Source organism: Pseudomonas sp. NFACC10-1, assembly GCF_900119195.1.
GTDB classification, from domain to species: Bacteria; Pseudomonadota; Gammaproteobacteria; order Pseudomonadales; family Pseudomonadaceae; genus Aquipseudomonas; species Aquipseudomonas cerasi.
Genome location: NZ_FPJB01000002.1, coordinates 138,623 through 152,001, shown reverse-complemented (window position 1 = coordinate 152,001; position 13,379 = coordinate 138,623). Strand labels below are relative to the sequence as shown.

Here is a 13,379-nt window from a genome sequence, read left to right as displayed (position 1 = left end):
TCAGCGCTTTGCAGGTCGCTCGAAGTTCTTCTGCGCGGCAGTCGCCAGGTCCGGCGGCAGGAAGTCCTTGTCCGGGTTGTAGTCGGCCTTCAGGTAGCGCGACAGGTCCTGCAGGTCGCCCGGGTTCAGGGTGCCTGCTGCCTGCTTGAGACGCAGGTTGTCGAGGATGTAGTCGTAACGCGTGTTGTTGTAGTCACGCACCGAGGCATACAGCTGGCGTTGCGCATCCAGCACGTCGACGATGTTGCGGGTGCCGACCTGATAACCGATTTCCGTGGCTTCCAGCGCGCTCTGGTTGGAGATGATCGACTGCTTGCGGGCCTGGACCTGCTCCACATCGGTATTCACCGCGCGATGCAGGTTGCGCGTGTTTTCCACCACCTGACGACGCAGGCTTTCACGGCGTTGCTCGCTCTGGCTCAGGCGCGCATAGGCTTCGCGTACCTGTGAACTGGTCAGGCCGCCGCTGTAGATAGGGATATTCAGCTGCACGCCGATGCTGCGCTGCTCGACGTCGCCGCCGTAGTTGCGGCCGGTGTAGTTGGGGTTGCTGAAACCCAGTGCATCGTTATCGCCACGCTGATAGGTCGCCACGGCATCGAGCGTCGGCGCGTGCCCGGCCTTGCGCTGACGCAGGGTTTCTTCGGCGGCACTGACTGCGTAGTTGCTGGCCAGCAGATTGAGGTTCTGCTGCGCGGCAGTATCGACCCAGGCCTTGGCGTCATTGGGCGTCGGCGCCAGCACCGGCAGGGTATGTACGATGCCTTCGATCGAGTTGTATTCGCGGTTGGTCAGCGTCACCAGCGCCTGAAAGGCGTCGTCGACCTGACGCTGGGCAATCAGTCGGCTGGCGCGTGACGTGTCATAGCTGGCCTGCGCCTGCAGCACATCGGTCTTGTCCGACAGGCCGACATCGAAGCGCTCGTTGGCCTGATCCAGCTGGCGCTTGAAGGCCGCTTCCTCGGCTTTGGTCGAGGCCAGATTGTCCTGTGCACGCAATACGCTGAAATAGCTTTGCGCCGATTGCAGGATCAGATTCTGCTCGGTAGCCGACAGTTCCAGTGCTGCCTGTTCGTTGCTCGCTTCGGCAGCCTGCAACTGGAACCAGCGGTCAGCTCGGAAGATCGGCTGGCTCAGCGTGGCCTGATAGAGGTTGCCGCTGCGGGTGGCCACGGCTCTGGGCTGATCGATGCTGGTGCGGGTGCTGCTGTTCTGGGCGCTGCCGGAAATATTCGGCAGCAAACCGGCGCGGGCCTGCGGCACGGCTTCCTTGCGCGCATCGTAATCGGCGCGCGAGGCTGCGAGGTCGGCGTTGTTGTCCACAGCCTGCTGATAAACGCTCAACAGCCCTGTCTGCGTTGGCATTGGCAATTCGGCTGCCCAGGTCAACCCGCTGGACGCAAACGAAACAGCCACGGCCAACGAAAGTTTGCGCAACATGAGGCATTCCCTGTTCATGAAGAAAATAATTACAGTTCGGGTTGAAGAGAAACCGGGCTAGGGAGTGTAGAGCCAGACGCTTTTGGCAACAATCGTCGATTTGCGCCATTTATCGAGCCCCGTGCAAATAGGCTGGCGTTGCGACGGCACCCCGTCATAGACTGGCGGCGTTCTTGTCGGGGTGCCTTGCTATGAGGCTGAGATCGGTTAAACCGGATCCCGTTGAACCTGATCAGGTTAGCGCCTGCGTAGGGAACAAGATTTCTCGTCTCCCGGCGAGTCCTCTTGAGTGCCGTCCGGGGTCGATTGTTCAAATAATGAACAGTTTCGCCTCCTTTCGATACTCAGCACCAGCACTGGTGCACCCGTCCGTCATGTCAGGTCACTCCGACAATAAATCCGCAACTGGATGTCTGGAGAGCCGTGATGAGTATAAAAGCAAAAAACGCAGCCCATTTGAGCGAGTCGGCGCAGGTCGATTCCGGATCGGTACAGCCGTTTACCCGTTCGCAGAAAATCTACGTTCAGGGCTCGCGCCCGGACATCCGCGTGCCCATGCGCGAAATCACCCTGGACGTCACCCCGACCGACTTTGGCGGCGAGATCAACGCCCCGGTCACGGTCTATGACACCTCCGGCCCCTACACCGACCCCAATGTGATCATCGACGTGCGCAAAGGCCTGGCCGACGTGCGTTCGCCATGGATCGACTCGCGCAATGACACCGAGCGTCTGCCGGGCCTGAGTTCCAGCTTCGGCCAGCAACGCCTGAGCGATGCCGAACTCACCGCGTTGCGCTTTGCCCATGTGCGCAACCCGCGCCGGGCCAAGGCCGGCGCCAACGTCAGCCAGATGCACTACGCGCGTCAGGGCATCATCACCGCCGAGATGGAATACGTCGCCATCCGCGAGAACATGAAGCTTCAGGAAGCCCGCGCCGCAGGTCTGCTGACCCAGCAACATGCCGGGCACAGCTTTGGCGCGAGCATCCCGAAGGAAATCACTGCCGAGTTCGTGCGCGAAGAGATTGCCCGGGGCCGCGCGATCATCCCGGCCAACATCAACCACGTCGAGCTTGAGCCGATGATCATTGGCCGCAACTTCCTGGTGAAGATCAACGGCAACATCGGCAACAGCGCATTGGGTTCTTCCATCGAAGAAGAAGTCGCCAAGCTGACCTGGGGTATCCGCTGGGGCTCGGACACGGTCATGGACCTGTCCACTGGCAAGCACATTCACGAAACCCGCGAGTGGATCATCCGCAATTCGCCGGTGCCGATCGGTACGGTGCCGATCTATCAGGCGCTGGAAAAGGTGGGCGGTGCAGCCGAGGACCTGACCTGGGAGCTGTTTCGCGACACGTTGATCGAGCAGGCCGAGCAGGGCGTTGATTACTTCACCATCCACGCCGGTGTGTTGCTGCGTTACGTGCCGCTGACCGCCAAGCGTGTCACCGGTATCGTCAGCCGTGGCGGTTCGATCATGGCCAAATGGTGCCTGGCGCACCACAAGGAAAACTTCCTTTACACCCATTTCGAAGACATCTGCGAAATCATGAAGGCCTACGACGTCAGCTTCTCGCTGGGCGACGGCCTGCGTCCGGGTTCGATTGCCGATGCCAACGATGCGGCGCAGTTCGGTGAGCTGGAAACGCTGGGCGAACTGACCAGGATCGCCTGGAAGCATGATGTGCAGACCATGATCGAAGGCCCCGGCCATGTGCCGATGCAGTTGATCAAGGAGAACATGGACAAGCAACTGGAGTGCTGCGACGAAGCGCCGTTCTACACACTGGGCCCGCTGACCACCGACATCGCGCCGGGTTACGACCACATCACCTCGGGCATCGGTGCCGCCATGATCGGCTGGTTCGGCTGCGCCATGCTGTGTTACGTCACGCCCAAGGAGCATCTGGGGCTGCCGAACAAGGATGATGTCAAAACCGGGATCATCACCTACAAGATCGCGGCTCATGCGGCGGATCTTGCCAAAGGCCATCCGGGTGCGCAGATCCGCGACAACGCCTTGAGCAAAGCGCGTTTCGAGTTCCGCTGGGAAGACCAGTTCAACCTCGGCCTGGACCCGGACACCGCGCGTTCGTACCACGACGAAACCCTGCCCAAGGATTCGGCCAAGGTCGCGCATTTCTGCTCCATGTGCGGGCCTAAATTCTGCTCGATGAAGATCACTCAGGAAGTCCGCGAGTACGCCGCCAATCAGCGCATCGAGGCGGTAGACGTCGATGTTGCTAAAGGCCTGGCCGAGCAGGCCGAGCGCTTCAAGCAGGAAGGCAGCCAGTTGTACAAGAGGGTGTAGGTGGCGACAGGTGCACGACAGAGCACCGCTAGCGGTTATCGCTACGCTCCAGCATTGGGCTTTACGACTCGGAGCGTCGCACGATAGTTGAGATTATCGTTCCGCACGCGCCAGCGTGGGAATGAAGTTCTCGACGCTCTGCGTCGTCAAGAGGATGCGGAGCGTCCAGAACGGCATGCGACGCAGAGCGCCGCACGATAATTGCGATGATCCCACGCTCTGCGTGGTGGCGCTGTTCTGGAAGCTCCGCGTCCGATCCCGAATCACCGATCAACACCCCATACGAGACACAAACGTGAACACACCCGGCACCTATTCTCCTGACACCCCTGTACCCGCCAGCCAGCGGGTGTTCGGCGCGCGGGATCTGTTTTCCCTGTGGTTTTCCCTCGGCATCGGTCTGATGGTGTTGCAGACCGGGGCCTTGCTGGCGCCGGGGCTGGGCATGTCCGGCTCGATGCTGGCGATTTTCCTCGGCACGCTGGTGGGCGTCTTGCTGCTCGCCAGCGTTGGTGTGATCGGCAGCGATACCGGCCTGTCGTCCATGGCCGCGCTCAAGCTCAGCCTGGGCAGCAAGGGCGCGTCGCTGCCAGCGGTATTGAACCTGCTGCAACTGATCGGTTGGGGCTCGTTCGAGATCATCGTCATGCGCGACGCAGCCAGTCTGCTCGGCGCGCGGGCTTTTGCAGAGGGCAGCCCGTGGAGCAGTCCGCTGCTCTGGACGCTGTTATTCGGCGCACTGGCCACGCTGCTGGCAGTCAGCGGGCCATTGACCTTCGTGCGCCGTTTTCTGCGCAAGTGGGGCCTGTGGATACTGCTGACGGCGTGTGCATGGCTGACCTGGAATCTGCTGGCCAAGGCTGATCTGACCGCGCTGTGGGCAACCTCCGGCGATGGTTCGTTGCCGTTTGCCTCGGGGTTCGACATTGCCATCGCCATGCCGCTGTCCTGGCTGCCGCTGATTGCCGACTACTCACGTTTCGGGCAACGCGCGAAAAGCGTCTTCGGCGGTACGGCTGCAGGCTTTTTCATCGGCAACTTCTGGCTGATGAGCCTGGGCGTCGCCTACACCCTGGCGTTCGCCCCGAGCGGCGAGGCCAATGCTTTGCTGCTGGCACTGGCCGGCGCAGGTCTGGGGATCCCGCTGCTGCTGATTCTGCTGGACGAAACGGAAAACGCGTTCGCCGATATTCACTCGGCTGCGGTCTCCAGTGCTCTGCTGTCACGCATCAAGGTCGAGCATCTGGCGTTGGTGATTGGCGTGATCTGTACGCTGATTGCCTGTCTGGCACCGCTGGCGCAGTATCAGAACTTTCTGTTATTGATCGGCTCGGTATTCGCGCCACTGTTCGGCGTCGTGCTGGTTGACCATTTCATTCTGCGTGGTCGCAGTGGTCAGGCAGCGGAGGGCGGTTTGCGCTGGATGAGCCTGCTGGCGTGGCTCGGCGGGCTCAGCACCTATCATCTGCTGGCCAATCTTTATCCCGAAGTGGGCGCAACACTGCCAGCGCTCATTGTCGCTGGCGTGTTGCAGCTGCTGATCGGCGGTGCGATCAGCCGCGGCCGGGGAACAGTTCCGGCTTGAGGATGCCATTTAGCTGAGGATAAGGAATCTTCAGCTCGATGTGGCCCATCGAATACGGCGCGATGGTATCGACCGAGTACTTGAGGATCACTGCGCCGTAGGTCAGCGCAATATGCGGCGTGCGCTTGAACGGCCAGGTCTTCATGAACTCGCTGTCTTCATTCATCTTGGTCGATACCAGCCAGCCCTGGTGGGCCAGTTGGGCTTTCTGCCAGAACTCGCTTTCCTTGCCCGGGATGATCATGTCAGCCAGGGTCAGGACTTTCTGCTGCTGACGCGAATAGTTGATGAACGCCCGGCCAGGGTTGCCGTGGGCACCGCCGGTATCCAGATAGCTGGACAGTTCGACCACTACGATACCGTCATGCTGTTCGCGTACCTTGGCCTGCAGATAGCTGCTGTTGCGACCCTGGGCCTGGCTCAGGAACTTTTCCTGATAGGCTTTGATCGACGCAGGCGGCGATGCGCTGCTGTCGGCAACGGTCAGTTGCAGCAACGTCTTCTGAACGATGGCGTCCAGTCGCGGCTCATCTGGGAAGTGCACGGTATCGATGTTTACCAACGGGCAGTCGGCCGTGGTGCAGCCCGGCTTGATCAGCTCGGAAGCATCGCGCTGGACTTGCAGCGGTGTGCGCATGTTGGGCGTGAAGAGGCTTTGGCAGGCGCCGAGCAACAGGGCCAGGCAAGCCAGTGAAGTGATCCTCAATAACGACATGTTGATCCTTGGCAGTGTCAGTAAAGGCGGTTGCGTTGTACGTATGCAGGCTGGTTGGACTGTAAACAACGTCTTCGGTTCGATCATGGCAGATTAGAATTGTTTTAAGCCCCGGCCGTCTACCCTGCATGTTCAAGGGGGCTGCATCTGACTGCCGATGCGCGTTAGGATGGCCCGATGTCAAAAACGGCGGCAAGCGAGAAACCCATGACCCAGACCACACGATCTGCACCAAGCGCTTTTGAAACCACAAAGCGTGAAAACTGCTTCAAGGGCTTCTATAAGCTGGACAAGCTGCATGTGCGCCACGAATTGTTCGCGGGCGGGATGAGCAAGGAAATCAGCCGCGAACTGTTCGTTCGCCACGACGCCGTCTGCGTGCTGCCTTATGACGCCAAACGTGACGAAGTCGTGCTCATCGAGCAGTTCCGCGTAGGCGCCATGAAAAAGACCAACAACCCTTGGCTGATCGAGCTGGTCGCAGGTCTGATCGACAAGGATGAACAGCCGGAAGAAGTTGCTCATCGCGAGGCAGAAGAGGAAGCTGGGCTGAAGTTCGAGGCATTGTGGCCAATCACCAAATACTTCCCCTCGCCGGGTGGCAGCGACGAGTTCGTTCACCTGTTTCTGGGGCGTTGCAGCAGTGAAGGGGCGGGCGGATTGCACGGGCTCGAGGCCGAAGGTGAAGACATCCGGGTAACAGTCTGGTCATTCGATGACGCATTGCAGGCGATGAAAGACGGAACAATCAAGAACGCATCGACGATCATCGCCTTGCAATGGCTGGCGCTGAATCGTGCAGAGATAAGGGGTTTATGGTCGTGAATCCAGTGCGCGAACGCTACCGTGTCGATCTTGCCGGACTGCAGGCTGCGTGCGAGGCCAACTACGCGCGCCTGATGCGCCTGCTGCCCGACATGCGCAACGAACAGCGCTCCCGCCGCGTCGCCGTTACCCAGGGTGATCAGATGCTGGGCGTGCTGGCAGTCGAAGTGTTGCTTGACTGCCCGTACACCACTACCTTGCAGGTCTGCCAGGAGCACAGCCTGCCCTGGCTGCCGGTGCCCAAGCTCGAAGTACAGGTCTACCACGACGCCCGCATGGCCGAAGTCATCGGCGCCGAACATGCGCGGCGCTTCCGGGGCATCTATCCCTACCCCAACGCCGACATGCACCAACCGGATGAAAAAGCCCAGCTCAATCTGTTCTTGGGCGAATGGCTGAGCCACTGCCTGGCGTGTGGGCATGAGTTTGAGGCCGTGCGCTGATCCATTCGCAATTCTGAATTTTTTATCTCAACCGGCCTCATGACTTGTTTATTCAGTTGTAAATGACTTTGGCCGTCAGTGTTTATGCCTCAGGCATGTAGGTCGTGTCTGAATATATTCAAAGCGAGCAGCCTGTCCTTGAATTTGAAATTCCATGGCTTACATTCGTCATCACTTTCATTTACAGGCATAACGAATGAGCTATTTAGGGAGCCATCTGAATCATTGTCGGGCTGTGCCTTTCAACGGGTACGACACATGGCTTGTAGTAGTAAGCGGTGACGGTCCTAATATCTGTGGGCATGCCTTGTTGAAAGCGGGAGAGTTTTATTTTCATATTGCCGGGTTGGCCGAACGGCCGTACTTCATGAGTGAAACTGATTACGGACGTTATCTCAATGAATCCTCGAAAACAGAGCTGTTCCGTCGAAGAGTACTTCTGAACAAACCCGATGTGGCGCAGCGCAAGCTTGAGGAGCTTAGCGCCAAGCCGTGGCACTGGTTTGGCATCCCCAATAATTGTGTTTCTTATGTCGAAGAGATTTTCAATGCTGGCGGCTCTCGGGAATCCATGATTACCAATTGTCCAGTGAGATGGCGATGATTATCTATCGGGCTTTGATTGGTGGTTTCACTGGACTCATCTTCGGCCTTCTCCTATATGTCGGACTGATAACCCTGACAGGCAGCGCTCTGCGTTGGGAACACTTTCTATATACGGCCATTACCGGAGTGGTCATCGGTATTCTGTATTTGAGGCTCATGCCGTGGATCGTTCATCTGGCTGGATTGGCAGGAATGATTCTTGGCGTTGTACTGGAGCTTTTGTTGGCGGGATATATCTGGCCTGGAATGCCTTATGAGCGGGTGCTGAGCCATCTCTTGGGTGCGGGACTGGCAGGCATGGTGTCGGCCGGACTTATTGCTTCGATTGTGCTCAAGCACCGAGCGAATCAGCAAATGTGACCAAATGCTCGTCTGCACGCACTTTCCCGGTTTACCCGCCCGTTGCCACATCACATAATCGCGCTGAATCCTCTCTGGGAGACGGTCTTGCCGAGCGCAGCCCTTTCATCGTCAGTTTTGCTGGTGCAGATATCCGATAGCCACTTGTTCGCCGAGGCGGACGAGGCGTTGTTGGGCATGAGCACGCGGGACAGTCTGGAAAAAGTCGTTGATCAGGTGCTGGCCGAGCAGCCGCACATTGATCTTGTGGTCGCCAGCGGCGATATCTCGCAGGACGGCAGTGTCGAGTCTTACGAAGCGTTTCGTCGGATAAGCGGGCGGATCGACGCGCCTGCGCGCTGGTTCGCCGGTAATCACGACGAACTGCCGCAGATGGAGCAGGTTGCGCAGCCTAATGGGTTGCTCGACCCAGTGGTGGATATCGGCCAGTGGCGGGTGACGCTGCTGGATTCGGCAGTGCCCGGTTCGGTGCCTGGTTTTCTCGCGGCTACGCAATTGCAGTTGCTGGAGCAGGCGCTGAGTGAAGCGCCTGAGCGGCATCACCTGATCTGCCTGCACCATCACCCGGTGGCAATTGGTTGTGAGTGGATGGCGCCGATCGGCTTGCGCAATGCCGATGCATTGTTTGCCGTGCTCGATCGTTTTCCGCAGGTTCGCGCGATACTGTGGGGCCATGTGCATCAGGAATTCGATCAGATGCGTAACGGCGTGCGCCTGCTGGCGTCGCCTTCGACCTGCATTCAGTTCGCCCCGGGCAGTGTGGATTTCAAGGTCGACACCGCAGCGCCGGGCTATCGCTGGCTACGACTGCATGACGATGGGCGGCTGGAAACGGCTGTTTCCCGAGTGGTCGGCCTGGAGTTCGAGGTCGATTACGGCGGCACCGGTTATTGATTGGGCTGGCGGATACGTTTCCGGTGAGGTGTTGTAGCGTAAGTCCCTGTAAACTACACGGCTTTGCCTTGCACTCGGGAGCGACAGCGTGACGAGCGACACACCTTCACTGCTATACATCCATGGCTTGAACAGCTCGGCCCTGTCGAGAAAGGCCTGTCAGTTGAGTGCGCTGATGAAGTCTCTGGGTCTGGCTGATCGTCTGCAAGTCCCTGAACTGCATCACCATCCGCGCCAGGCCATGCTCCAGCTTGAAGCGGCTATCACGGCGCTTGGACGGCCATTACTGGTCGGCAGCTCCCTCGGCGGCTACTATGCGACTCATTTGGCGCAGCGGCACGGCCTCAAGGCGGTGCTGATCAACCCGGCAGTCAATCCGCATCAGCTGTTCGACGGGTTTCTCGGCGTGCAACAGAACCTGTACACCGGCGAGCAGTGGCAGTTGACCGAAGACCATATTCGGGCGCTGGCCGAGCTGGAAGTACCCGCGCCGCAGGACCCGCAGCAGTTTCAGGTGTGGCTGCAGACCGGTGACGAGACGCTCGATTATCGTCGCGCCGAGAAGTTTTACCGGGCCTGTGCCTTGCGCATTCAGGCGGGCGGCGACCACAGTTTTCAGGGCTTTGCCGAGCGCATGCCGGCACTGCTGACGTTTGCCGGATTTGCTCCCGATCTGTTGCAGAAGATCGACCTGTCGGCGCTGTAAGTGCGGCAGGTGATGGATGCCCGGTCACATGAATGCAAGAACATTGAACCCCCGAAATTCCATGAAAGATTGATAACGAGAACCCATGGCCAATCCCAGCGCTAGCTCTTATAACGCAGACGCCATCGAAGTCCTCTCGGGCCTCGATCCGGTTCGCAAACGTCCGGGCATGTACACCGACACCTCGCGGCCCAACCACCTGGCTCAGGAAGTCATCGACAACAGCGTCGACGAAGCCCTGGCCGGTCACGCGCGTTCGGTACAGGTCATCCTTCATGCCGACAATTCGCTCGAAGTGTCGGACGACGGCCGCGGCATGCCGGTGGACATCCACCCGGAAGAAGGCGTGTCCGGCGTCGAGCTGATCCTCACCAAGCTTCACGCAGGCGGCAAGTTCTCCAACAAGAACTATCAGTTCTCCGGCGGCCTGCACGGCGTGGGCATTTCCGTCGTCAACGCGCTGTCCACCCAGGTTCGGGTGCGGGTCAAGCGTGATGGCAACGAATATGAAATGACCTTCGCTGACGGCTACAAGGCCACCGAGCTGGCGGTCGTCGGCACTGTCGGCAAGCGCAACACCGGGACCAGCGTCTATTTCGCCCCCGATCCGAAGTATTTCGATACGCCGAAGTTTTCCGTCAGCCGTCTCAAGCATGTGCTCAAGGCCAAGGCGGTTCTGTGCCCGGGCCTGCTGGTCAGCTTCGAAGACAAATCCAGCGGCGAGAAAGTCGAGTGGCATTACGAAGACGGCCTGCGCTCCTACCTGCAGGACTCGGTCACCGAATTCCTGCGCCTGCCGGACGAGCCGTTCTGCGGCAGCTTCACCGGTAACAAGGAAGCGGTCGACTGGGCGCTGCTCTGGCTGCCCGAAGGGGGCGACAGCGTTCAGGAAAGTTACGTCAACCTGATCCCGACTGCGCAGGGCGGCACCCACGTGAACGGCTTGCGCCAAGGCCTGCTGGATGCCATGCGCGAGTTCTGCGAGTTCCGCAACCTGTTACCGCGTGGTGTGAAGCTGGCCCCGGAAGACGTCTGGGAACGCATTGCCTTCGTCCTGTCGATGAAAATGCAGGAGCCGCAGTTCTCCGGGCAGACCAAAGAACGTCTGTCGTCCCGTGAAGCGGCGGCCTTCGTCTCCGGTGTGGTCAAGGACGCATTCAGCCTGTGGCTCAACACGCACTCCGAACTGGGGTTGCAACTGGCCGATCTGGCGATCAACAACGCCGGTCGGCGCCTCAAGGCGAGCAAAAAGGTCGAGCGCAAGCGCATCACTCAAGGGCCGGCGTTGCCGGGCAAGCTGGCCGACTGTGCCGGGCAGGACCCGGCGCGCTCCGAACTGTTTCTGGTCGAGGGTGATTCTGCCGGTGGTTCCGCCAAACAGGCGCGCGACAAGGAATTCCAGGCGATCCTGCCGCTGCGCGGCAAAATCCTTAACACCTGGGAAGTGGACGGCGGCGAAGTGCTTGCCAGTCAGGAAGTCCACAACATTGCCGTGGCCATCGGGGTTGACCCGGGCGCAGCCGATATCAGCCAGTTGCGTTACGGCAAGATCTGCATCCTGGCTGACGCTGACTCGGACGGTCTGCACATTGCAACGCTGCTGTGTGCGTTGTTTGTGCAGCACTTCCGCCCGCTGGTCGACGCCGGGCATGTGTATGTCGCCATGCCGCCGCTGTACCGGATCGACCTGGGCAAGGAAATCTACTACGCGCTGGACGAAGCCGAGCGTGACGGGATTCTGGACCGTCTGGTCGCTGAAAAGAAACGTGGCAAGCCGCAGGTCACCCGATTCAAGGGCCTGGGTGAGATGAACCCGCCGCAGTTGCGCGAAACCACCATGGACCCGAACACCCGTCGTCTGGTGCAGCTCACGCTGGATGATTTCGCCGCCACCTCGGAAATGATGGACATGCTGCTGGCGAAGAAGCGTGCAGGTGATCGCAAGTCCTGGCTCGAGTCGAAGGGCAACCTTGCCGAGGTTCTGACTTGATACGAGCCTGGCTCGCCGCCCTGATCCTGGTTGCCACGCCGGTTGTCGCTGCGCCACTCGAGGCCCTGAAGCTGCAATCCGAGCACCCGGTAGACGACATGGCCGGTGGCAATCTGTCAGGTCTGGCGATGTGCAACGGCCAACTGTGGACCGTGTCCGACCGTGACGATCATGTGCTGTACAGCCTGGATGTGTCGCAAGACACCTGGAAGGCTCAGTCACATCACATTGACGCACCTGCGCCACAAAGCTATCTGCCGTTGAAGTTGCGTTTCATGGCGGGTCTTTCCGCGCTGATACGCGGTGGCAGTCTGGATTTCGAAGGTGTCAGCTGTGACGCCGCGGGCAATCGCTACCTGGTCAGCGAGGCCTACGGCACGGTGCTCAAGGTTCCGGTCAGCGGTAAACCGGTCTGGCTGGATTTGCCGCAAGCGCTGGTGGATCAGGCGCGCGCTCAGGGCATGTTGCAGCGCTTCAACGCGATTTTCGAAGGGATTGCCGTGAGTCCTGCGGGCGACCGTCTCTGGCTGGCGGCCGAACGCGAGAAGCGTGGCTTGCTGGTGGTGCAACGCGACAAGCAGCAGTGGACCTGCGGGCAAAGCTGCGTGCTGCTGTCCGAGTCCGGTCTGGACGCGTTGCCGCCGGAGCAGGGCAGCAAAAAGGTGTCCACGGATTTTTCCGATGTGTCGCTGTACAACGGCAAGCTGTTCACGCTGGAACGCGCGGTGTACCGCATCTGTCGGCGTGATCTTGAGACAGGGCAGGTCGAGCGTTGCTGGTCGTTCGCCAAAGAGGCGATGGTGCCGTCGCGTCGTTACGATCAACCCTACGGCCTGACCGAGGCACTGGTGGTCGACGAGAAGGGCGCATGGATCGGCATCGACAATAACTTCGGTGCACGCGCCGACGGTGAGAAACGCCCGATCGTCTGGCGCTTCGCTGCACCTGAGGCGGGCTGGAGTGCTGGGCAATGAGCGACGTGCAGCCCGGCAAGCGCGCCGGTAAGGTGCTGATGATCGTGGCCTGGGCGGCCGGTCTGTTTCTCGCGACGCGCTTTTTCGGCGATTGGGAAGACCGGCAGCAGAACCCCAACACCGTGGTCACCTCGCAACACGGTGACGGCTATATAGAGGTGCAGCTGGCAGGCAATCGTCAGGGGCACTTCGTCACGACCGGCCAGATCAACGGCCGGACAGTGGAATTCATGATCGACACCGGGGCGACCGATGTGGCCGTACCCGGTGACATGGCTGACCGCCTGGGGCTCAAACGTGGCTATCCGGTCACGGTCAGCACGGCCAATGGCAACAGTCAGGGTTTTCGGACCACGCTTGACCGCTTGCAGCTGGGCGATATCGTCCTGACCAATGTGCGTGCCTTGGTGGCACCCGGTCTGGACGGTGAGCAGGTGCTGCTCGGTATGAGTGCAATGAAACAACTCGAATTCACACAGCGTGGCGGCAATTTGCTGTTGCGCCAGTCAACGAAATGATGAGGCC

The 13,379-nt window shown here is 59.9% G+C and carries 13 protein-coding genes and 1 riboswitch; of the genes, 11 read left to right on the top strand and 2 right to left on the bottom strand.

Annotation, left to right across the window (positions count from 1 at the left end; translation table 11 throughout):
• On the bottom strand, positions 1-1,440 hold the full coding sequence (locus BT119_RS05345) for a TolC family outer membrane protein (RefSeq protein WP_072365023.1): 1,440 nt from the start codon (positions 1,438-1,440) through the stop codon (positions 1-3).
• 167 nt (positions 1,441-1,607) lie between these two features.
• A riboswitch (TPP riboswitch) is annotated at positions 1,608-1,712 on the top strand.
• Between the two features lie 154 nt (positions 1,713-1,866).
• Between BT119_RS05345 and thiC the strand changes: the two genes are divergently transcribed.
• On the top strand, positions 1,867-3,756 hold the full coding sequence (gene thiC / locus BT119_RS05340; protein WP_072365021.1) for a phosphomethylpyrimidine synthase ThiC: 1,890 nt from the start codon (positions 1,867-1,869) through the stop codon (positions 3,754-3,756).
• A 295-nt stretch (positions 3,757-4,051) separates the two neighbouring features.
• Positions 4,052-5,341, top strand: a complete 1,290-nt coding sequence (gene cytX / locus BT119_RS05335) for a putative hydroxymethylpyrimidine transporter CytX (RefSeq protein ID WP_072365019.1) — start codon at positions 4,052-4,054, stop codon at positions 5,339-5,341.
• On the opposite strand, the gene BT119_RS05330 is transcribed toward cytX, so the two are convergent.
• On the bottom strand, positions 5,310-6,056 hold the full coding sequence (locus tag BT119_RS05330; protein WP_003431957.1) for an RsiV family protein: 747 nt from the start codon (positions 6,054-6,056) through the stop codon (positions 5,310-5,312). The genes cytX and BT119_RS05330 overlap by 32 nt on opposite strands.
• Positions 6,057-6,263: 207 nt before the next feature.
• On the opposite strand from BT119_RS05330, the gene BT119_RS05325 reads away from it, so the two are divergent.
• From BT119_RS05325 to BT119_RS05285, 9 genes are all read left to right on the top strand, one after another.
• Positions 6,264-6,881 (top strand): NUDIX domain-containing protein, encoded by a 618-nt coding sequence (locus BT119_RS05325; RefSeq protein WP_065351108.1) that lies wholly within the window; start codon positions 6,264-6,266, stop codon positions 6,879-6,881.
• On the top strand, positions 6,872-7,324 hold the full coding sequence (locus BT119_RS05320; protein WP_003431956.1) for a DUF1249 domain-containing protein: 453 nt from the start codon (positions 6,872-6,874) through the stop codon (positions 7,322-7,324). The genes BT119_RS05325 and BT119_RS05320 overlap by 10 nt, the downstream gene beginning before the upstream one ends.
• A gap of 196 nt (positions 7,325-7,520) precedes the next feature.
• On the top strand, positions 7,521-7,928 hold the full coding sequence (locus BT119_RS27160; RefSeq protein WP_154583505.1) for a hypothetical protein: 408 nt from the start codon (positions 7,521-7,523) through the stop codon (positions 7,926-7,928).
• A complete protein-coding gene (locus BT119_RS05310; protein WP_003366266.1) occupies positions 7,925-8,290 on the top strand; it encodes a hypothetical protein in 366 nt (121 codons plus the stop codon). The genes BT119_RS27160 and BT119_RS05310 overlap by 4 nt, the downstream gene beginning before the upstream one ends.
• Positions 8,291-8,377: 87 nt before the next feature.
• Positions 8,378-9,184: a 3',5'-cyclic-AMP phosphodiesterase gene (gene cpdA, locus BT119_RS05305; RefSeq protein ID WP_072365015.1), complete on the top strand. Its 807-nt coding sequence runs from the start codon at positions 8,378-8,380 to the stop codon at positions 9,182-9,184.
• A gap of 88 nt (positions 9,185-9,272) precedes the next feature.
• On the top strand, positions 9,273-9,890 hold the full coding sequence (locus BT119_RS05300; RefSeq protein WP_003366268.1) for a YqiA/YcfP family alpha/beta fold hydrolase: 618 nt from the start codon (positions 9,273-9,275) through the stop codon (positions 9,888-9,890).
• A gap of 85 nt (positions 9,891-9,975) precedes the next feature.
• A complete protein-coding gene (parE, locus tag BT119_RS05295) occupies positions 9,976-11,880 on the top strand; it encodes a DNA topoisomerase IV subunit B (protein ID WP_003431952.1) in 1,905 nt (634 codons plus the stop codon).
• Positions 11,877-12,854: an esterase-like activity of phytase family protein gene (locus tag BT119_RS05290; protein WP_072365013.1), complete on the top strand. Its 978-nt coding sequence runs from the start codon at positions 11,877-11,879 to the stop codon at positions 12,852-12,854. The genes parE and BT119_RS05290 overlap by 4 nt, the downstream gene beginning before the upstream one ends.
• Positions 12,851-13,372, top strand: coding sequence for a retropepsin-like aspartic protease family protein (locus BT119_RS05285; RefSeq protein ID WP_054081306.1), 522 nt, complete (start codon positions 12,851-12,853; stop codon positions 13,370-13,372). Before BT119_RS05290 ends, BT119_RS05285 begins: the two co-directional genes overlap by 4 nt.
• The last annotated feature ends 7 nt before the right edge of the window (positions 13,373-13,379 follow it).